At 55.9% G+C, this 19,985-nt stretch carries 15 protein-coding genes; 11 read left to right on the top strand and 4 right to left on the bottom strand.

Annotation, left to right across the window (positions count from 1 at the left end):
* The first annotated feature begins 2 nt into the window (after positions 1 to 2).
* From Q0W94_RS10785 to Q0W94_RS10825, 9 genes are all read left to right on the top strand, one after another.
* Positions 3 to 2,468 (top strand): ATP-binding cassette domain-containing protein, encoded by a 2,466-nt coding sequence (locus tag Q0W94_RS10785; RefSeq protein ID WP_297758933.1) that lies wholly within the window; start codon positions 3 to 5, stop codon positions 2,466 to 2,468.
* Positions 2,469 to 2,595: 127 nt separating this feature from the next.
* The gene (locus Q0W94_RS10790) at positions 2,596 to 4,782 is read left to right on the top strand and encodes an amylo-alpha-1,6-glucosidase (protein ID WP_297758936.1); all 2,187 of its coding nucleotides are present in this window, start codon (positions 2,596 to 2,598) and stop codon (positions 4,780 to 4,782) included.
* Between the two features lie 78 nt (positions 4,783 to 4,860).
* Complete coding sequence (locus Q0W94_RS10795; protein ID WP_297758939.1) at positions 4,861 to 7,578, top strand: bifunctional acetate--CoA ligase family protein/GNAT family N-acetyltransferase; 2,718 nt, start codon at positions 4,861 to 4,863, stop codon at positions 7,576 to 7,578.
* 84 nt (positions 7,579 to 7,662) lie between these two features.
* Positions 7,663 to 8,787, top strand: a complete 1,125-nt coding sequence (locus tag Q0W94_RS10800; protein ID WP_297758942.1) for a 5-(carboxyamino)imidazole ribonucleotide synthase — start codon at positions 7,663 to 7,665, stop codon at positions 8,785 to 8,787.
* Between the two features lie 12 nt (positions 8,788 to 8,799).
* Positions 8,800 to 10,335: a hypothetical protein gene (locus Q0W94_RS10805; protein WP_297758945.1), complete on the top strand. Its 1,536-nt coding sequence runs from the start codon at positions 8,800 to 8,802 to the stop codon at positions 10,333 to 10,335.
* A 2-nt stretch (positions 10,336 to 10,337) separates the two neighbouring features.
* On the top strand, positions 10,338 to 10,631 hold the full coding sequence (locus Q0W94_RS10810; RefSeq protein WP_024124554.1) for a DUF2103 domain-containing protein: 294 nt from the start codon (positions 10,338 to 10,340) through the stop codon (positions 10,629 to 10,631).
* 3 nt (positions 10,632 to 10,634) lie between these two features.
* Positions 10,635 to 11,633 carry an ABC transporter permease gene (locus Q0W94_RS10815; protein ID WP_297758948.1) on the top strand — a complete coding sequence of 333 codons (999 nt, stop codon included), beginning with the start codon at positions 10,635 to 10,637 and terminating at the stop codon, positions 11,631 to 11,633.
* A gap of 94 nt (positions 11,634 to 11,727) precedes the next feature.
* A complete protein-coding gene (locus Q0W94_RS10820; RefSeq protein ID WP_297758951.1) occupies positions 11,728 to 12,090 on the top strand; it encodes a single-stranded DNA-binding protein in 363 nt (120 codons plus the stop codon).
* A gap of 68 nt (positions 12,091 to 12,158) precedes the next feature.
* Positions 12,159 to 14,402 carry a transglycosylase domain-containing protein gene (locus Q0W94_RS10825; protein ID WP_297758954.1) on the top strand — a complete coding sequence of 748 codons (2,244 nt, stop codon included), beginning with the start codon at positions 12,159 to 12,161 and terminating at the stop codon, positions 14,400 to 14,402.
* Here the strand turns inward: Q0W94_RS10825 and Q0W94_RS10830 are convergent.
* Positions 14,399 to 15,469 carry an ABC transporter ATP-binding protein gene (locus Q0W94_RS10830; RefSeq protein ID WP_297758956.1) on the bottom strand — a complete coding sequence of 357 codons (1,071 nt, stop codon included), beginning with the start codon at positions 15,467 to 15,469 and terminating at the stop codon, positions 14,399 to 14,401. The two genes, Q0W94_RS10825 and Q0W94_RS10830, sit on opposite strands and share 4 nt — an antisense overlap.
* Positions 15,470 to 15,636: 167 nt before the next feature.
* Entirely contained in the window at positions 15,637 to 16,104 is a 468-nt protein-coding gene (locus Q0W94_RS10835; protein WP_297758959.1) for a DUF4079 domain-containing protein, read from the bottom strand.
* Between the two features lie 263 nt (positions 16,105 to 16,367).
* Here Q0W94_RS10835 and Q0W94_RS10840 point away from each other — a divergent pair, with 263 nt between their 5' ends.
* Positions 16,368 to 17,300 carry a DUF1517 domain-containing protein gene (locus tag Q0W94_RS10840; protein ID WP_297758962.1) on the top strand — a complete coding sequence of 311 codons (933 nt, stop codon included), beginning with the start codon at positions 16,368 to 16,370 and terminating at the stop codon, positions 17,298 to 17,300.
* A 3-nt stretch (positions 17,301 to 17,303) separates the two neighbouring features.
* On the opposite strand, the gene Q0W94_RS10845 is transcribed toward Q0W94_RS10840, so the two are convergent.
* On the bottom strand, positions 17,304 to 18,287 hold the full coding sequence (locus tag Q0W94_RS10845; protein WP_297758965.1) for a glucokinase: 984 nt from the start codon (positions 18,285 to 18,287) through the stop codon (positions 17,304 to 17,306).
* A gap of 13 nt (positions 18,288 to 18,300) precedes the next feature.
* The gene (gene purC, locus Q0W94_RS10850) at positions 18,301 to 19,032 is read right to left on the bottom strand and encodes a phosphoribosylaminoimidazolesuccinocarboxamide synthase (protein ID WP_297758968.1); all 732 of its coding nucleotides are present in this window, start codon (positions 19,030 to 19,032) and stop codon (positions 18,301 to 18,303) included.
* A 149-nt stretch (positions 19,033 to 19,181) separates the two neighbouring features.
* On the opposite strand from purC, the gene Q0W94_RS10855 reads away from it, so the two are divergent.
* The gene (locus Q0W94_RS10855) at positions 19,182 to 19,982 is read left to right on the top strand and encodes a helix-turn-helix domain-containing protein (protein WP_297758971.1); all 801 of its coding nucleotides are present in this window, start codon (positions 19,182 to 19,184) and stop codon (positions 19,980 to 19,982) included.
* Positions 19,983 to 19,985 lie beyond the last annotated feature (3 nt).

Here is a 19,985-nt window from a genome sequence, read left to right on the forward strand (position 1 = left end):
CTATGGGATCGCCCCCACCAAAAACGGTTGTTGATCTACCCACCGTCACCCTTACCCTCGAAAGTCAAGGGAAAACGCTGACCTACTCCCTGACCCAACCAGAGCATCGCTTGGGGCGCGATCACCAGTGGGCGGATTTGGTGGTGCCTGATGATCCCCTGTGGTCAGTGATTTCCGGCCGCCATGCCGTTTTTAAGCAACAGGGGGCAACCTACTCCCTCTGGGATGGAGATGGCCACCAACGCCGCAGCACCAATGGCACCTTCTACAACCGACGCCGCATCGGCATTGAAGAGGGCTTTGCCCTCGGGGAAACCCTCCGCCTAGAAATTGGCCAAGACCCGAAAAACAAAGTGCAATTGCTGGTCCAGATCCAGTTTGCGGGAACCGCCAGTCCACCACCCTTACCGCAGCAGCGCCGCCTTGTCCTCAAAACCCTCAAGGAATGGCCGCTGACTTTAGGGCGCCAAGGGAGCAATAGCTATCAGCATTGGCAACTGGATGCCCCCACGGTGTCCCTGCGCCACGCCAGCATTGATCGCACCAGTGCGGGTCTCTACGTTCTGAGGGATTTGGGCAGCAGCAACGGCACCTATGTCAACGCCAAACTCCTAAAGGCCCCCTACACCCTGCGCAATGGGGATCAGATTCGCATTGGGCCCTTTGTCCTTCTCTACCGCCATGAGACCCTAGAAATTACGGATCAGGGCAGTCATCTTCGCATTGATGCTTGGGGATTGGAACGACGGGTAAAAACGCCAGCGGGCGATCGCCCCCTCTTACAAAATGTTTCCTTTGTGGCAGAGCCGAGACAACTTGTGGGTATTGTCGGTGGCAGTGGTACGGGGAAATCCACCCTCTTAAAAGTGCTGATGGGGCTAGAGCCGCCCCAGGAAGGAGAGGTGCTGCTCAATGGTTTGAATTTGCATCGCCATCTTGGCACCTACCGCCACCAAATCGGTTATGTCCCCCAAGAGGATATTGTCCATGCCCGCCTCACGGTGGCCGAAGTCCTCAATTATGCGGCGCAACTGCGCTTACCTGCCGATACCGATGCCCAAAACCGCAGGGCAGCAATTGAGCAAGTTCTTGAGCAGGTGCAGTTAAGGGGCACCGAACAGCAACTGGTGGCCAGCCTCAGTGGCGGTCAGCGCAAGCGGGTGAGTATTGCCGTTGAGCTATTGGCCAATCCCAAGCTCTTTTTCCTGGATGAACCCACCTCGGGTCTGGATCCGGGGCTAGACTTTTTGCTGATGCAGTTGCTGCGGCAATTGGCGGATCAAGAACGCACAATTGTTTTGGTGACCCACGCCACCAGCCATGTGTATTTGTGCGATCGCCTACTCGTGCTTGGTCCCGGCGGGCGTCTTTGCTATTTTGGCCCGGCCGATGAGGCTCGTCAATTCTTTAGTCCAACGGGCGATCGCCCCCTGAATTCTGTGGCTGAAATTTATGCCCTCCTAACTCCCGAAAATAGTGCTGCATGGAGTCAACAATTTCGCCAATCTGCCCACTATGAACGCTACCTTGCCGGCCACCTCAGTATCGGGCCCCACTACGAGAGTACCAGTGTTTTGGGGGCGGAGAGTCGTGCCAATGCCGAAGCACCACCGCAGCAGCCGGCACCACCTCACCTCTACCAATGGCGGGTATTGTGTCAACGCCAGTGGCAACTCCTGTGGCGCGATCGCCTCAGCCTTGTCTTAAATTTGATCGGTGTCCCTATTGCCCTGCTGCTCACCCGCTTTGCCATCGATCGCTCCCCCTTTGTGCCCCAAGATCCCCCCGGTCTGCTGCAAGCGGCTCAAACCCTGCGCATTCTCTTTGTCTTTACCTGTGCCTGTCTTTGGGTGGGACTCTCGGGCTGGGCGCAGGCCTTGATCACAGAGGTGGCCATCTACCGCCGCGAACGCCTTGCCAATCTCAGTCTCTGGGCCTACATGGCAGCCAAACTCACCCTTGGCAAGGGCATGGCTTTGGCACAAACGCTGCTCATTACCCTGGTGGGACTGTTGGCCTTTGGTCTGCCAAAGGGTGCCCTCCTCCCTTGGCCGCTAGGGTTTGGCATCACCACCTTCCTGACCCTAGTGGCGAGTCTCTGTTTGGGGCTTTTGATCTCCGCTGCCGTGAATAATAGCGATCAAGCAAGCAAGGTTTTACCGCCGTTGCTCCTGCCGCAAATTATCTTTGCCGGCGTCCTCTTTAAGCTCACGGGCGTTGCAACGGCTCTCTCTTGGCTGACGATTGGCCGTTGGGCCATGGGAGCCTATGGCGCCCTCATGGATGTCAATGGGATGGTGCCACCGCCTTTGGATTTTGGCCTTTTTGAACCACCGCCCCAGCCCTTTGATCCAACGCCTGTCTATGCCCCCACTTGGGATAATCTGCTGCTGAATTGGGGAATGCTGATTCTCCACAGCCTCATTAACACGGGGGTAGCCACCTATTTGCAGCGCCGCAAAGGCTAGCACCGCCTGTGCAAGCTGCTGCTGTACCTTCCGCATATTTACCTATTGCGATGTCCCCCAATAGTAAGGGAAGATCTAATAAATTAACCAAAATTTTTCCTTCTAAAGCGAGACCCCTGCCGCACCCATGGAGACTGATGTCGTTTCCCTGTACGGGCGCGATTACATTCCCATTGTCGCCCCACCCCTGCCGGCCACCAAGATTCAAACCCACCCCAAAACCGTTCCCGTTCTCAAGGATGATGATGTGCTGCTCATCTGTGATGAGTTGGGGAATATCTGCAATGATGAACAGCAAACGGCGATTACAGGGCTCTTTTGTCAAGATACCCGCTTCCTCAGTCAAGCGGAGTTGCGGGTGGGGGGCGATCGCCCAGTGCTTCTAAGTTTTCACTGTACGGGTAGCCACGCCCTCAAGGTAGTGTGCACCAACCCCAAACAGTCCAACGTACCAGCGGAAGCGTTGGCGATCGAACGATGCCTCGTTGTGCGCGGTGCCCTTTTTGAAACGATTCTGATTACCAACCACCAAGTACAGCCGGCAGTGGTGGATATTCAACTTACCTTTGCCGCAGACTTTCAGGATTTATTTGAAATTCGCCAATACGGTGGTGGTCGCCCCCAGCGGGGACAGAGGTTGCAACCCGTCGGTTGTGAATTACGCCACACCAAGGGACGCGCCGATCTCTGCTTCGCCTATCAAGGTCTTGATGGTGCCCTGATGGAGACCCAAGTGCAGTTCTTGGGCACTCCCCCTGACCGTCTTGATGACACCACAGCCACCTGGCACCTCAAGCTCGAACCCCAAGGCTACCACAGTATTCACTATTGCGTCCGTCCCTTTACCAATGGGGCACCTACGGCACAGGTAGTAGTTCCTTCCTCCCTAGCGGCTGCGGATCAAGCGGCTCGAGAGGAACGGCAACAATGGTGGTCAGACTGTACAGAAATCGTGACCTCGAATCCGCAGTGGAATCGCATCCTGCGGCGGGGGATGGCGGATCTCTATATGCTGTTGCAGTCCTTTGGCCATGGCAAGGTTTTGACTGCGGGTATTCCTTGGTTTGCGACGCTCTTTGGTCGCGACTCAATTATTTCAGCCATGCAAACGCTGATCCTCAATCCGGCGATCGCCCGTGATACGCTGCGCACCCTTGCCCACTACCAAGGCAGGGAGGTCTGTCCGGAGCGCGATGAGCAACCGGGGAAAATTCTCCACGAGCTGCGCTTTGGCGAAATGGCACGCAATCGCGAAATTCCCCATACCCCCTACTACGGCACCGTGGATGCCACCCCCCTCTGGCTGATGCTCTACGGCGACTACTATGCGTGGACAGGCGATCGCGCCACCTTAGAGCAGTTATGGCCCCATGCCCTTGCTGCCATGGCTTGGATTGATCAACAGATGGCTGCCACGGGCTACCTCAGCTACAATCGCCAAGCCGCCAAGGGGATTGACAACCAGGGCTGGAAGGACTCCGGTAACTGCATTGTCAACCGCCGCGGCGAACTTGCCCAGGGTCCCATTGCCCTCTGTGAAGTCCAAGGCTATGTCTATGCCGCCAAAACTCGCCTCAGTGTCATTGCTCACGCCCTGGGCTATGGCGAGTGGGGCGATCGCTGGCAGCGGGAGGCCACCGACCTCAAAGCGCGCTTTAACCGCGACTTTTGGCTGGAATCCGACGGATTCTATGCCCTTGCCCTCGACGGTGACGGTCGGCGGGTGGATAGTCTCACTTCCAATGCTGGCCAATGTCTGATGACAGGGATTTGTGACCCCGAGAAAGCCCAACGGGTGGGGCAACGGCTGCGGCTACCGGATCTGTTCAATGGTTGGGGGATTCGTACCCTGAGCAGCACCTCCCCAGCCTACAATCCCATTGGCTACCACTTGGGGTCAGTGTGGCCCCACGATACCAGCCTGATTGCCTTTGGTCTGCGGGCAATTGGCGATAGTGACTTTGCCCTGACTCTTGTGGATACCCTGTTTGATATGACCTGTCGGCAGCCGGATTTGCGCCCCCCAGAACTGTTCTGTGGCTTCGATCGCCAGACCTATCCCCAGCCCGTACAGTACCCAGTGGCCTGCTCCCCCCAAGCTTGGGCAACCGCCAGCCTCTTCCAGTTCATCCAGATCATGGTTTGGCCACTTGTGGATGCCCCCCAAGGCAAATTCTTGCTCCACCAGCCCCTGTTGCCCGCCAGTATCGAGGAACTCCACATTCGTCATCTGCGCCTCGGCGAGAGTCGCGTTGAGCTGCGGCTTTGGCGCACCGGTGAGAAGGGCTGTGACTGGGAACTCCACACCGCGTAACGAAGCGTAACTTGGCGCGATCGCCCTCGCTAAAGTAGAGGTGGCTCAGTTCCCACCTTCTGGAGCGCGAGTAACAGCATGACCCGAACCACGGCCTACGACATTTGGCGCGCCGGTCATCAGCCCCTGCGTCCCCTCTTTGCCCCCAAAAGTGTTGCTGTCATCGGGGCCAGCGAAAAAGAAGGCAGTGTTGGCCGCACCCTGCTGTGGAATTTGATTCAAAGCCCCTTCGGCGGCACCGTCTTTCCCGTTAACCCACGCCGCAGTTCTGTGTTGGGCATCAAGGCCTATGCCAGTGTGACGGCTATCCCGGAAGCGGTTGATCTGGCAGTCATTGCCACCCCTGCGGCTACAGTGCCAGCGGTGGTGGCCGAGTGCGCCGCCGCAGGCGTCAAAGGAGCCATTATTGTTTCAGCCGGGTTTCGCGAAGTAGGGGCAGCGGGACTGGCTCTTGAGGAAGAGATTTTAACCATTGCTCGTCAGGCGCGGATGCGCATTATTGGCCCCAATTGTCTAGGGGTGATGTGTCCGCCCACGGGTTTGAATGCCACCTTTGCCGCCAGAATGGCGCGATCAGGGCATGTTGGCTTTCTCAGTCAAAGCGGCGCCCTGTGCACCTCAATTTTGGATTGGAGTTTACAGGAGAATGTCGGCTTTAGTGCCTTCGTCTCCATTGGCACGATGCTGGATGTGGGCTGGGGTGACCTCATCTACTACCTAGGCGATGATCCGCAAACCCGCTGCATTGTTATCTATATGGAATCTTTGGGGGATGCGCGATCCTTCCTCTCAGCTGCGCGGGAAGTGGCCTATATCAAGCCCATCATTGTCATCAAAGCCGGACGGACTGCTGCCGCTGCCCAGGCCGCCGCTTCCCATACAGGGGCATTGATGGGATCCGATGCAGTGGTGGATGCAGCACTAGAACGCTGTGGGGTGCTGCGGGTGGAAACCATTGAAGATTTGTTTGACATGGCAGAGGTTTTGGACAAGCAATCACGTCCCAAAGGCCCCCATCTGACGATTCTCACCAATGCTGGCGGCCCGGGGGTCTTGGCTACTGATGCGCTGATTCGGGCGGGGGGCAAACTGAGTTCTCTCTGTGCGGATACCCTACAGGCACTGAATCAAGTGCTCCCCCCCGCTTGGAGCCACGGCAACCCCGTGGACATTTTGGGGGATGCAACCGCCGATCGCTACCTCAAGGCACTGCAACACTGTGAAACGGATGCCAACAGTGACGGCCTACTAGTGATCCTCACTCCCCAAGCCATGACGGATCCCTTGGCGGTCGCCCAAGATCTTGCCACCTATGCCCAAAACCGTCCCAGTGGTGCCAAGCCGATTCTGGCCAGTTGGATGGGGGGCAACACCGTGAAACCAGGGGAAGCCATTCTCAACCAAGCGGGCATTCCCACCTATGCCTATGCCGACACCGCTGCCCGCATCTTTAGCTATATGTGGCGCTATAGCGACCACTTGCAGGCACTATACCAAACGCCCGCTTTGCCCTTGACCACCACCCCCCCGAATCGAGAGTCTGTCAGTCAACTGTTTGAGCAAGTGCGCCGTGAGGGACGGACCCTGTTAACGGAGTGGGAAGCCAAGGCTGTTCTTGCTGCCTATGGCCTGCCAGTGGTGGAAACCTGTATTGCCCGCAGTGCAGCAGAGGCAGTGGCGGCCGCCGATCGCCTCGGGTATCCCGTGGTTCTCAAGCTCTATTCACCAACAATTACCCACAAAACTGATGTTGGGGGTGTCGCCCTCAATCTTCCCGATGCTGCTGCCGTCATCACTGCCTACCAACAAATTGAGAAAAATGTCACCACTGCGGCGGGAGCGGGTCATTTTGCTGGCGTCACTGTGCAGCCGATGATTCCATGGCAAGGGTTTGAGCTCATTGTGGGCAGTTCCACCGATGTTCAATTTGGCCCAGTGATTCTCTTTGGCACAGGCGGACAGTTGGTGGAAGTTTTGGAGGATACAGCGATCGCCCTGCCCCCCTTGAACACCACCCTAGCGCGGCGCCTCATTCAGCAAACCAAAATCTCCCGTGCCTTTGCTGGCGTGCGGGGCTGGCCAGCCCTTAACCTTGCTCTGCTTGAGGATCTGCTCGTACGCTTTAGTCTGCTGGTGGTGGAGCAACCGTGGATCAAAGAAATTGACATCAATCCCCTGCTGGTGGCACCCCCCGATCGCCTACTGGTCTTAGATGCTCGCATTGCGCTCCACCAAGAGGAAAGCATGTTTGTCAAGCCGGCAATTCGTCCCTATCCCAGCCAATACGTCAGTCCGTGGCAGTTGCGCGATGGTACCCCAGTGCTGATTCGCCCCATTCGGCCAGAGGATGAACCCTTGATGCGCCAGTACCATGCCACCCTCTCGGAGCAGAGTGTCTATTTGCGCTATTTCCACCTGATGAAGTTATCGCAGCGGGTTGCCCACGATCGCCTGGTGCGCATCTGTTTTGTGGACTACGACCGCGAGATAGCCCTTGTGGCGGAACACCAGGGGGCCGCGGGTATTGAAATTATTGGCGTTGGCCGCCTTAGCAAGGATCACTTTAGTCCCACGGCGGAGTTTTCGCTGTTGATTAGCGATCGCTGGCAGCGGCAAGGCCTTGGGACTGAATTGCTGCAGCGGTTGATTCAAATCGGCCGCGATGAAAAGCTGCGGGCAATCCACGCCTATGTTCTCAAGGACAACGAGGGGATGATCCGTATTTGCCGCAAACTAAACTTTGAGTTGACTGCCGGCGATGATCCCAGTGTTTGGTTTGTGCAGCTGACTCTCTAGGAGTGGCCTTGAGGGAACATTGCCGTAGGACAATAGTTGCCGTTGAGTCTATTGCGGAAATCGTCGGACAGAGTGGATAAAATAATGCGGATTGGTGTCATTGGTGGGGGTCAGTTGGCTTGGATGCTGGCACTGGCGGCCAAGGAGATGGGACTTTCCCTGTGGGTCCAAACGCCTGCCGCAACGGATCCCGCCGTCGCGGTTGCCGATGGCGTGTGCTATGGGGCGATCGCCGATGGGGCCACCACAGCACGACTGGCTGAGCACGTTGATGTGATTACCTTTGAGAATGAGTTTGTTGATCTGGAGGGACTGCAGCACCTTGAGCAGCGGCGGGGGTGTTTTTATCCCCGCTTGGCTACTTTAGCTCCTCTGCTGAACAAATACCAGCAGCGGCGCTTTTTACAGGCCCTGGGGATTCCTGTACCGGAGTTCACCTATTTGGGCGATCGTCCCCCCAGCCTTCCCTGTGTGATTAAAGCCTGTCGCCATGGCTACGACGGCCAAGGGACGTTTGTCATTAGCGATCGGCAGGCCTGGCAACAGTTTCAGCAACGCTGGCCAGAGATTCCGCCCCAAGGGTTTTTGGTGGAAGCCTTTGTGCCCTATGTTAAAGAACTGGCAATCATGGCGGCGCGATCGCCCCAAGGGGAGATTGCCCTTTATCCGGTGGTGGAAACGCAGCAGGTGGATGGCATCTGTCGCTGGGTGATGGCTCCTGCTGCCATTGCCCCCCAAGTCAGTGAGCAAATTCAGCAGATTGCCCGCCACATCCTGACGGCCCTTGATGGCGTGGGTATCTTTGGCATTGAGTTTTTCCTAATGGCCACGGGGGAAGTACTGGTGAATGAAATTGCCCCCCGCCCCCACAATTCCGGACACTACACCATTGATGCCTGTGTCACGAGTCAATTTCAGCAGCATTTGCGCGCCATTACTGGCCAGCCCTTGGGCAGTCCCGCCCTGCAGGTACCCGCGGCCGTCATGGTCAATCTCCTCGGCTTAGCCGAACCGCAGGTTGACTATGGGGCAAAATGTGAGGCCTTGGCAGCTCTCCCCCACGCGCACCTGCACTGGTATGGTAAACGTCAAACCTATGCGGGTCGCAAATTGGGGCATATCACCGTTCTTTTGGAAGACCCAGCGGCAGCAAGGCCAATCATCCAGCAAATTGAAGCCATCTGGTATAGTACGCCTGTTACTGTGTGATTGTTCCTGCGAATGCGTTTTCACTCCTTTGCGCAGCCATTGGATCGAGCCGCTTTGAGCGTCTTCCTTGGGGCGCTGGTGCTGACCCTTTTGCTTTTATGGGGGGGCGATCGCACCCAGCCCCAAGTGCGGGAATTTTCATGGCAAAACCGCGATGTAGGAGCCGACGATCGCGCCTTTATCCTCACCTTTAATCGGCTGATGGATTGGTCCTCGGTGGCAACACATCTCAAGATTGAGCCACCCCTTGAGGGGAAGGCCAGTTGGTCAGGGCGCCGTTTTGCCTACACGCTGACGCAGCCGCTTCCCTACGGTCAAGCCTTCAAAGTCTCCCTAGCGGATGCCGTTTCTGTGCCCCAAGGGAAACCGATCAAACCCTTTCAGGGGCAGTTTCGCAGCCGCGATCGCGTGCTGGTCTATCTTGGCTCTGGGGCCGAAGAGGGCCGCCTCATCCTCTATAACCTGACGCTGCAACAAAAGATATTCCTCACTCCCCCCAATCTGCGGGTGTTTGATTTTCAGCCCTATCCCGCCGGCGATCGCATTCTCTTTAGTGCAGGCGAGCGGGGCGAGCAAATGGGCTTTGACCCTCAACTGTACACCGTCACCACCGGGCTATACTTCAATGCCCCTGATACCCCCCGCCGTCAACCTCGACCCGTGGGCGAAATTTCCCTGATCCTTGACAACAGCGAATATCAAAATCTGCGCTTTCAGTTGGCCAATGACGGCAGCAAAATTGTGGTGCAACGGGTGAATCGTCTCCAGCCTGCGGATAGCTCCCTGTGGCTCCTCGATGAAAATTTTCAGCCCCGCCGCCTCAACCAAGCCGCCGCTGGGGAGTTTCGCATTGCTCCCGACAACCAGCATTTAATCATTGCCCAAGGGCAGGGATTGGCCATTGTGCCCCTAGAAGCCACCAATGGTGAGAGTAACTTTGACTTTTTGCCCCAGTATGGCATGGTGCTGGATTTTAGCCGCGATGGACGACAAGTGGCCGCCGTAAAGTTTAACCCCAACTTCTCGCGATCGCTCTATGTGGTGGACATTTTTGGCGAGCATAGGGAGTTGCTGACCATCAACGGGTCAATCATTGCTGGTCAATTTGATCCCCAGGGGAAATTTCTCTATGCCATTCTCACCCGCATCGAAGGGGAAGGCAATTACCGCGAAGTTCCCTATCTAGCCCTCCTTGATCTGCAAACTAAAAAACTGTTCAAACTCAAGGATTTTGACCCGCAGCAGGAGCTATACCTGAGCTTGGCACCCGATGGCCGTATATTGGCCGTTGACTCTGTTGAGGGACGCGAAATTCCCAATGAGGTCAATAATCGCGATCTGGACAGCGAAACTGCGCCAGTCAACCCCCGTCCCAGTGACCTGGTAGAACTGCCCACTGCCCCCCCAGGATCACCCCCGCCACCGCGTCAACTGCCTGCCCAACAGCATCAAATTTCGCTTCTCCCCCTAAAATTAGATCAAGATAAAATCGTCGTTGGGATGCCAGAACCTTTGGCACCCGGCTTGCAAGCACGGTGGTTACCTTAACAATGGCAGCAACAACGGGTCGGGTTGTCCTCAATCACTCTACGCACATTGAAGGCTTGATTCCCGTCTTGGAAAAATTAGCCAAAGTGGCGGGGATTAGGACACTGACGCCCGGTGTCATTGCTCCTGTCAAAGGTAAATCCCCCCATCTGCACCTACGGGTTTCGGTGCCCATCAAAGGCGGCTTTAAGGTGATTGCCCGCCGCGGCAAAACCGTGCAGGAAGTCTTTGTTGTCACCCAGCTCAGTGAAGCTGAATTGAAGGCGGCCATTGATGCCGTGCTGGCCTCTAAATAAGCCATGCTCAACTCCATTGGCCAAGGCCTTGGGAATGAAACGAGCCGCCTGATTTTGCGACGCTTAGGGGAGGCCCTGATTACGCTGCTATTGGCCTCGGCGTTAAGTTTTGCCATTATGCAACTGGCACCGGGCAATTATCTCGACAATCTCAAGGCAGATCCGCAGATTTCTTTGGAACGTTTGCAGGAGCTGGAGCGGCAATTTGGTCTCGACAAGTCACCTGTAGAGCAATACTTTCGCTGGCTGTGGCAGATTATTCGCTACGGCAACTTTGGTACGAGTTTTGTTTATCAGCGATCGGTGGCCTCCCTATTGTGGGAGCGAGTACCCGCCACCCTTCTGCTCTCCTTAAGTTCGATTCTGCTGACTTGGGGGTTAGCCATTCCCTTAGGGATTTGGGCAGCGGTGACTCAAGATCGTTGGAGCGATCGCCTGCTGCGGGTCGTCAGCTACATTGGCCAAGGGTTTCCTAGCTTCATTACCGCCCTCTTGCTGCTCTTTCTTGCCCAAAGTACCCCCTTGTTTCCAGTGGGGGGGATGACCAGCCTGTTTTACGATGATCTTCCCTGGTGGGGCAAAATCCTCGACATTGGCTGGCATCTGATTTTGCCGAGTGTGGCGCTCACCCTCACGAGCTTTGCCGGCCTGCAGCGACTGATGCGCGGCAATTTACTGGATGTGCTGCGCCAAAACTACATTCAAACCGCCCGCGCCAAGGGCCTGCCCGAATCACGGGTAATTTATGTCCATGCTCTGCGCAATGCCGTGAACCCCCTGATCACGCTCTTGGGGTTTGAATTTGCCAACCTCCTCAGTGGTGCCTTTATTGCCGAGTTTTTCTTTAACTGGCCGGGTCTTGGTCGCCTGATTTTACAGGCAGTGACGGCTCAAGATACTTATGTGGTTATGGCCAGTCTCATGATGGGAGCAGTGATGCTGATTGTCGGCAACCTCCTTGCGGATTTACTCCTAAAATGGGCGGATCCAAGGATTAGGTGAAGGGGCTCCTTGACCAATCCTGCGGCGTCAATGGTGAATCGGACCGGAAGCAACTCTGTACAATAGAGCAAAGAACAATCTGAGGCAGTCAGCTATGGGTCTAAACGTCGTTCATCTGGTGGGTCGTGTCGGCATTGATCCCGAAGTGCGCTATTTTGAGTCAGGGAATGTGAAGTGTCGGCTGACATTGGCAGTGAATCGCCCCACCAAGGAAGATCAACCCGATTGGTTTAGCTTGGAAATTTGGGGCAAAACGGCTCAGGTGGCTGCTGACTATGTGCGCAAAGGCACGCTCCTGGGCATTAAGGGCAGTCTCAAGTTTGATCGCTGGCAAGACCGCAATACGGGTGCCGATCGCTCCTCGCCCGTGATTTTGGTTGACCGCATGGACATCCTCAGTTCTAAGCGGGATACCGACCCCAGTGCTGTTCCGGCCGGCTATGTGCCAGAAATGTAGGGAAGGGAGATAATCAAGCGACCAGTGCGTCCAATAACTCCAATAATGTTGTCCCGATCGCTGCTGCCATGCCTAATCCTGCTCGAGATCTTTGGCAGTCGGTGACCCAAACCGTCACCCAAGCGGTGCAGACGGTTCACTCTCGCTTTGATTGGCAACAGGTCTCCCTGCGGGAAAATGCCCGCACCCCTGAACTATGGGTGGAGTACCGAGGTCAACGGCAAGTCTTTCCCTTAGTTGGCGATCGCTACATTCTTGGCCGTAGTCAGAGTCGCGCCGACATTGTGATTGAGGCAGAGATTGTCAGTGGTACCCATGCCCGCCTAAAACGGCTCACTCCCACAGGCGTCTTTCAAATCCAAGACCTAGATTCCACCAATGGCATCTATCGCCAACGGCAGCGCCTACAAACCAGTGAACTGCACCACGGCGATGTCATTACCTTAGGCCCCCCAGAAGTCAAAGGCGCTGTTACCCTCCGCTTCCACAATCCACCCCCCCCTTGGGTTCGTGTTCTCACCTACAGCATTGGGGGGGCGATCGGCCTCAGTGGCCTGGTCATGGGATTACTTGCTGCCGAAGCTAGCAAAGTGGCGGTGCGTCCCCTATCCCCCATTGAGCAAGGCCCGATTATTCTCCTCGATCGCCAAGGGGAACTGATCAATCCAGTGGACGATCACCCCCACCGTGAACTTAAGGCCCTCAATGGTTTTTCCCCCTACTTGGTTCATGGGGTTCTGGCCTCTGAGGATGTTCGCTACTATTGGCACTTTGGGGTGGATCCCATCGGCATGGCGCGGGCCATTGTCACCAATCTACTCACACGCCAAACCCGCGAAGGTGCCAGTACTCTCTGCCAGCAACTAGCACGGACCCTTTTTCGCTCCCAAGTCGGTACGGAGGACAGTTTAGGCCGCAAATGGCGAGAAATGGCGGTTGCTCTGAAGTTGGAATTTTTCTACAGCAAAGATGAGTTGCTTTTGGCCTACCTCAACCGTGTCTATTTGGGCATGGGCAATCGTGGCTTTGAGGATGCGGCTCAATTCTACTTTGATAAGCCCGCCAAAGACCTGACGCTGAATGAGGCGGCCACGCTGGTGGGGATTCTGCCTGCACCCAACCGTTTTAATCCTGTGCGCGACTACGATGCGGCGGTGGATTACCGCAATCGGGTCATTTTGCGCATGGTGCAGCAGGGCTACATCAGCAAAGAAGAGGGCGATCGCGCCCGGCGCTCCCGGATTGAAATTAGCCCCAAGGCACGGGACTTGCTTAACTCCCAACGCTTTTCCTACTACACAGACCACACCTATCAAGAACTCGCCCAACTGCTGGGGGAGGAACTGGCTCAGGAGGGCAACCTCATTGTCGAAACCGGCCTAGACCCCCGCTGGCAAGAACTGGCCGAAACCAGTCTGCGCCATTTCATCAGTAGCACAGGCAGCACCTATGGGGTGCAGCAAGGGGCCTTAATCACCCTCCAGCCCAGTAGTGGCCTCATTCGTGCCCTTGTGGGGGGTGTGGACTACCAAAAAAGCCAATTTAACCGTGCTACCCTTGCCCTGCGCCAGCCCGGTTCGACCTTCAAGGTGTTTGCCTATACTGAAGCGCTCATCAAAGGACACACCGCCGGCGAAACCTTTTCCTGCGCCCCTGTCTTCTGGCAGGGACAACAATTCGAGGGGTGTCGTGGCGGTGGTGGCGCTATGGATCTAGCCACGGGGTTGGCTCTTTCTGAAAATCCCATTGCCTTACGCCTTGCCCAAGCCGTGGGTTTAGAAGCCATTATCCGCTTGGCCAGAGCTATGGGAATTACGACACCGCTGCAAGCGGTGCCCGGCCTTGTCCTTGGTCAAAGTGAGGTAACCCTTCTGGAAATGAGTGGGGCCTTTGCCGTGCTCGCCAATGAAGGACAGCGCATTCCACCCCATACCATTGTGTCAGTGCGCGATGGCGGTGATTGTAAACGTGCAAACGACTGGCAGACCTGTCGCCTCATCTATGCGGCCAAGGCGGAAACGCCCCCACAAGTTCTCAGTCCGGCGATCGCCAACGAAATGACCCACCTACTCACCGCTGTTGTGAGCCGGGGGACGGGGCGTGCTGCCGCACTTGGCCCGCCAGTAGCAGGCAAAACCGGCACGACGAATGATGGCCGCGATCTCTGGTTTATTGGTTACCTGCCCACCGCCGATGTTCTCACTGGTATTTGGCTAGGCAATGATGACAATAGCCCCACCCAAGGCAGTAGTGGGCTGGCGGCTGCCCTTTGGGGTGAGTATATGGCACGTCTCCTAACTTACCTAAATTAGTTTTCCTTTGGGAAAAAGCGCACCGCTTCAGCTGCCACTTTCACAGCAGTACCAATGGGAATATCCACAGCCAGGGGCTGGCGGGCATGGAGTTCTTGGCCGGAGGGCAGTTGAATGCAGTAGCGATACTCGCGACCGAGAAACTGGCGATCGCGAATCACAAAGCAACTCGTGGCCTCAGTGTCTGGGTGCAACTGCAGATCCTCTTCGCGGATCATCACTTCCCCTTCCCCCTGAGCTAGGGCTTCCCAAAGGGGAAATGTGCCAACATCCGTGCGCACTTGAGAGCCGTCGGCCCAGGCCGGTAAAAAGTTGGCTTGGGTAATGAACCCCGCTACAAACCGCGAGGCAGGGCAGCGATAGATCTCTTCAGGGGTACCCACCTGCTCAATTTTGCCCTGGCGCATCACCGCCAAGCGATCCGACAGACTCAGAGCCTCCTCCTGATCGTGGGTGACAAAAATGGCTGTCGTGCCAGTTCCCTTGAGGATCCGGCGCAATTCCTCCCGCAGTTGCAGCCGCACCTGGGCATCAAGATTACTCAGGGGTTCATCGAGGAGAATCACGGCTGGCTGGGGGGCGATCGCCCGGGCCAAGGCCACTCGCTGCTGCTGTCCACCAGAAAGTTCATGGGGATAGCGCTTTTGCATTCCCTCTAGGTGCACCAGGGCCAAAACCGCTGCTACTCGCTCCTGAATTTGCGGCTTACTCAGGCGTTGTTGTTGCAAACCAAAGGCAATATTCTCAGCCACCGTTAGATGGGGAAACAGGGCAAAATCCTGAAAAACCATGCCCAAGGACCGCTGTTCTGGCGGTATAAACACATTTGCCCCTACGACACAGCGATCGCCCACCCTAATTTCCCCAGCATCTGGCGTGTCCAGACCGGCAATTAGGCGCAGTAACGTTGTCTTGCCACAACCCGACGGCCCCAATAGGCCCAGAATTTCCCCCTCCTGGACAGAGAGGCTGAGATCGCGAATTGCCGGAAAACGCTCAAAGGACTTGTGTAAATGGGCAACCTGAACAGCCGTTTTCAGCGTTGACAGCAGGGAAAGTGTAGTCATGGGCACCCAGAAAGTGAACCTTCTGCAAGCAGTAAAGCCAAGGAGCACCTACTGCATTAGGAATTATTTGCAGTAATCAGCGCTGCTCCCAATTCTGGCACAAAAGTGCTCACTTGTTGCAGAATTTTGGCAATTGCCACAGTCTCTTTCTGGGTTGCCGTTTCCCCCTAGCTGGCATTGAGAATTCGCTGCACAATTTGTAGACCCGTCACCGCTTGCCAACCAAAAAGGACCACCAAAAACAGATTTAGGGTCATGTGCAAGGCACGAGCCACCTCACTGCCCTTTTGCATGAAGGGGGTTAAGCTCGCCGAAATCGCAACCAATGCTGTCATTGCTAGCCCCACAATCAAGTGCGGCCCGACAAACAGCTTGCCATTGTTAATGTAGGTAACCGCCATCCCGCCAATCGTCCCCATGACCATCAAGGCCAGTAAGATGGCGCCCACTTGGTGGTGTTTGACATTCACCTTAGCTTGGATCAGGGCTTTCTTTTCCTCACCGCTGAGGGTGCGCAGGCGACGGGTTTGTATCCCTAAATACATGGCGTAGAGCGTGAGCGCAAAAAGAATCCACATCAGGACCGGGTGGGCAAAGGTAATCACCGGCTTAAGAGGCGCAGGAATGTCAATCATGGTTTTCGTGAACAGAACGCGGCAGGCAAAGCATTCATCGAAAGTTTGCTTCTCATATCGTAATACAGCCCCTTTCTAAAATATGGCCTACGCAACTAGGGATAAAAGCCTCTCGAATTTTGACCGCTGCAAGCGTGTCCCATCTACGGCAAAAGGGCCTTAGGGTTTGATTGGACCTCACGATTCTGTTCTATGGATAACAAAACGTTAGACTTAAAGCAGGACATCATCCTTCGGTGTGTCAATCCTTGGGAACACAATTTATGATGAAAACTTTTTGGCAACGTCTCAAATCCATTACCGCAATTGTGGCGGTGGGGGTATTGATTGCCCATCTTGTCCTGGACAGTGGTGCCGCCTGGGCAGCCCGCAGTGGTGGACGTGTCGGAGGGGGCTCCTTTAGTCGGCCGGCACCCACCCGTTCCTACCGTGCCCCCCGCAGTGACTACGGCTATGCTCAGCCCGTTCCAGTCTATGGCGGTGGTTTTGGCTTTCCCTTCTTGATTCCCTTTTTTGGTTTTGGCGGTGGCTTTGGCGGCCTATTCACGATCATCATGATCGGTGTGCTGGCCAATATTTTGATCTCCACCTTCCGCAACTTCCGCAACAGTGGCGATGACTCAGAAATCTACCCAGACAACCCCGTGGTCTCCCTGCACACGCTGCACGTGGGACTCCTAGCCCAAGCTCGCGAACTCCAAGAGGAACTGAACCAACTGGCGCTCACCGCCGATACCGAAAGTCCCGCAGGTCTGACCAAAGTGCTTCAAGAGGCAACCCTTACCCTGCTGCGCCATCCCCAATACTGGGTCTATGCCCACGCCAGCAGCCAAGAAACGAGACTACTGCAAGCGGAAACCGCCTTTAACCAACTGGCGCTTGCGGAGCGCAGCAAACTCAGTGCTGAAACCCTTTCCAACTACCGCCGTGAGATTAAGCAGACGGCGATCGCCCCTGTGGTGAGCAATGATGTGGGGGAATACATTGTTGTAACCTTGGTGGTGGCGGTCACTGGACGCTTGCAATTGCCCGCAGTCAATAATGACCTAGAACTGCGGCAAGCCCTGCAACAGTTGGGGGGTATTGGTAGCGATCGCCTACTGGCCGTTGAAGTTCTGTGGCAACCCCAAGCCATTGGCGATACCCTCACTGCCGATGAACTGCTAGTGGCCTATCCACAACTAAAGCATCTCTAACCCCTAGACCCCCTGAGCAGCTAAATGTACCGCGCCCCGTAATCCCACCTCGGGATTCGTAATCACCGCCACGTACAACTGTTCCATCAGGGGGCGGAAGCGTCCCTTATTCACAAATCCTTGGAGAAAGGTGCCATCGGCCATTTTTGCCAGAATTTTGGGGGCAATCCCCCCAGCAATGAGTACCCCGCCTAGGGGTAAACTTTTGAGCGCCAGGTTGCCCGCCTCTGCCCCATAGGCCTCCACAAACATGCGCAAGGCTTCCGCACACAGGGGATCCCCCTCGAGGCCGTATTGGCTCACTACGGCGGCGCGCTCCCCTGCCTTTGCCATGGCTGCTGCCACCCCTGGTGACTCGGAAGCAAAGTTGACACTCTTGAGATAGTCGTAAATGGCCACCAGCCCTGGGCCAGAGACCACCCGCTCCACGGAGACTCGCCCGTAGATTTGCCAGAGATAGCGCAATAGACCTATTTCCTGTTCATTGCGCGGTGGAAAGTCGGTGTGGCCGCCCTCAAGGGGCATCACTTGGTAGCGATCGCCCTGCCAAATCAGCAGGGCTTCCCCTAAGCCAGTCCCAGCTCCCAATAGGGCGATCGGCGCTTGGGCACGCCGCGGCCGCTCCTGCAGGACAACAAAATCCGTCGGCGGTAGCACCAATGCACCATAGGCCACGGCTGCAAAATCATTGAGCAGCGTCACGCAGGGAATCTGTAATACCGTCTCTAATTCGGCACCACTCACCCGCCAACCCAAATTGGTCACCTGAGCCACTTGGTCCATGACTGGGCCGGGAATCCCTACACACGCCCGCTGTGGATGGGCAGGACTTTCCTTGAGAAACGTTTGCAAAAGGGCTATCAAATCAGGGAAATCGCGGCTAGGGTATTTCGCCCTGTGGAGCAACTGCCAATCACTACCTGCTACCTCCCATAACTCGACGAGGGTTTTTGTGCCGCCAACATCAGCGCCGAGAATAACGGTCATTGCCTGCCTCTTGCTAACTCACGCTCTGGGCTAACACTCGCTGCATCACAAGGGCATAGGCATCTTCGATGCCCCCCAAATCTTGACGAAATCGATCTTTGTCGAGGATGCGCTTTTGGGGGTCCTCTTCCCCCTGATGCCAAAGGCGGCAACTGTCGGGGCTAATTTCATCGGCCAAGAGAATCTCCCCCGTCGGACGGCGGCCAAACTCCAGCTTAAAGTCCACTAGGGTAATGCCACACTGGGCAAAAAAGTGACTCAGATGGCCATTCACCACCAGAGCTATTTGCCTCATCTGGACCACTTCCTCCTCCGTTGCCACTTGCAATAAACGCAGCCGATCGGGAGTAAGCAGTGGATCGCCGAGATGATCATTCTTGAGGTAAAACTCCACCAAGGGGGGATTGAGTTCTCGCCCCAAGGGCAAGCCCGTCTGCCGACAGAGGCTTCCCGCCGCCCGATTGCGCACCACTACCTCAAGGGGGATGATCTCTACCCGCCGAATGTGCATCTTGTTGGGGGCCACCTGGGCAATAAAATGGTTAGGGATGCCCTGGGTCGCCAGATACTGAAACAAATGGCTGGCGATCGCGCAGTTCATCACTCCCTTGTTTTGGATTGAGCCGCGCTTTTGGGCATTAAAGGCTGTGGCCTCATCCTTAAATTCCGCCAGCAGAATGTCTGGATCCGCTGTCGGGTAAATAATTTTTGCCTTGCCTTCGTACAAGGGAGGTAACTGAGTCATAAAACAGGTGTTCTTACAAGCCAAATCTAGCCTAGCAAAGGCAGGCCCCCCTCTAGGGCAGGTGCCCGGCTGGTTGCTGTAGCATAATCCCAATGGCTAATCCCTTTTTTGGCAAATTGGCATAGACGGACGGCAGGAGATAGATAGTGATGCCTCACTTCAGTAATGAACAGGCAGAAAAAGTGGCAGAAATTGGTGCCTTCCTCCACGACAAGCGACTCGAACTGGGTCTGAGCCTTGAGGAGTTGGCTGCCAAAACGTTGGTGCGCCAGTCAATTCTTGCAGCCATTGAAAATGGCAGTCTCGAGGAGTTGCCCGAACCGGTCTATATTCAAGGATTTATTCGCCGCTTTGCCGATGCCCTTGGTCTTGACGGCAAAACCATTGCCGCAAGTTTTCCAACGGTCGTTGACCCTAGGGAGCGACCCAATAGTCCCACTGTCTCTAGGGGAGAGATAGGCTGGCAGTTGCGCCCCATTCATCTCTATCTGATGTACTTTGCTTTGGTCGCAGCAGCAGTGGCTGCCCTCGCCTATCTCCTTCGCCCCCAGCCGCAAAGCATTACTGATTTGAGCCCGGCAGCGATTCCTACGGCGTCCCAAAGCCCCACCCCCACAGCAACGGCAACGCCGCCGCCCAGCCCCACTGTACCTGAGAAGGTCGAAGTGAAATTGTCTCTCTCCGATGATGCTTGGCTAGAGGTGGAGGCAGACGGTCGCGTGGTCTATGCCGGTACCTTGCAGGCCGGGACAGAGCGCAGTTGGCAGGCCAAAGAACGCTTGGTGATCCGCACGGGCAATGCCGGTGCCGTGAAGGTGAGTGTCAATAATGGCCCCTCTGAACCCATGGGACAACCGGGAGAAGTCACTGAAAAAGAATTTCTCGCCCATCAGGCCACTTCAGGAACTAAAACCACGTCAACAGCACCGAAGCCGACTCTCTCGAACTAGGTG

The organism is Thermosynechococcus sp. (assembly GCF_025999095.1).
GTDB lineage: Bacteria > Cyanobacteriota > Cyanobacteriia > Thermosynechococcales > Thermosynechococcaceae > Thermosynechococcus.

Bases quoted from the DNA above. Each gene is read 5' to 3' on its own strand.
- Q0W94_RS10815 (WP_297758948.1), top strand. From the start codon at position 10,635: ATGCTCAACTCCATTGGCCAAGGCCTTGGGAATGAAACGAGCCGCCTG.
- Q0W94_RS10835 (WP_297758959.1), bottom strand. From the start codon at position 16,104: ATGATTGACATTCCTGCGCCTCTTAAGCCGGTGATTACCTTTGCCCAC.
- Q0W94_RS10855 (WP_297758971.1), top strand. From the start codon at position 19,182: ATGCCTCACTTCAGTAATGAACAGGCAGAAAAAGTGGCAGAAATTGGT.
- purC (WP_297758968.1), bottom strand. From the start codon at position 19,032: ATGACTCAGTTACCTCCCTTGTACGAAGGCAAGGCAAAAATTATTTAC.
- Q0W94_RS10840 (WP_297758962.1), top strand. From the start codon at position 16,368: ATGATGAAAACTTTTTGGCAACGTCTCAAATCCATTACCGCAATTGTG.
- Q0W94_RS10830 (WP_297758956.1), bottom strand. From the start codon at position 15,469: ATGACTACACTTTCCCTGCTGTCAACGCTGAAAACGGCTGTTCAGGTT.
- Q0W94_RS10785 (WP_297758933.1), top strand. From the start codon at position 3: ATGGGATCGCCCCCACCAAAAACGGTTGTTGATCTACCCACCGTCACC.
- Q0W94_RS10800 (WP_297758942.1), top strand. From the start codon at position 7,663: ATGCGGATTGGTGTCATTGGTGGGGGTCAGTTGGCTTGGATGCTGGCA.
- Q0W94_RS10825 (WP_297758954.1), top strand. From the start codon at position 12,159: ATGCCTAATCCTGCTCGAGATCTTTGGCAGTCGGTGACCCAAACCGTC.
- Q0W94_RS10845 (WP_297758965.1), bottom strand. From the start codon at position 18,287: ATGACCGTTATTCTCGGCGCTGATGTTGGCGGCACAAAAACCCTCGTC.
- Q0W94_RS10790 (WP_297758936.1), top strand. From the start codon at position 2,596: ATGGAGACTGATGTCGTTTCCCTGTACGGGCGCGATTACATTCCCATT.
- Q0W94_RS10820 (WP_297758951.1), top strand. From the start codon at position 11,728: ATGGGTCTAAACGTCGTTCATCTGGTGGGTCGTGTCGGCATTGATCCC.
- Q0W94_RS10795 (WP_297758939.1), top strand. From the start codon at position 4,861: ATGACCCGAACCACGGCCTACGACATTTGGCGCGCCGGTCATCAGCCC.
- Q0W94_RS10810 (WP_024124554.1), top strand. From the start codon at position 10,338: ATGGCAGCAACAACGGGTCGGGTTGTCCTCAATCACTCTACGCACATT.
- Q0W94_RS10805 (WP_297758945.1), top strand. From the start codon at position 8,800: ATGCGTTTTCACTCCTTTGCGCAGCCATTGGATCGAGCCGCTTTGAGC.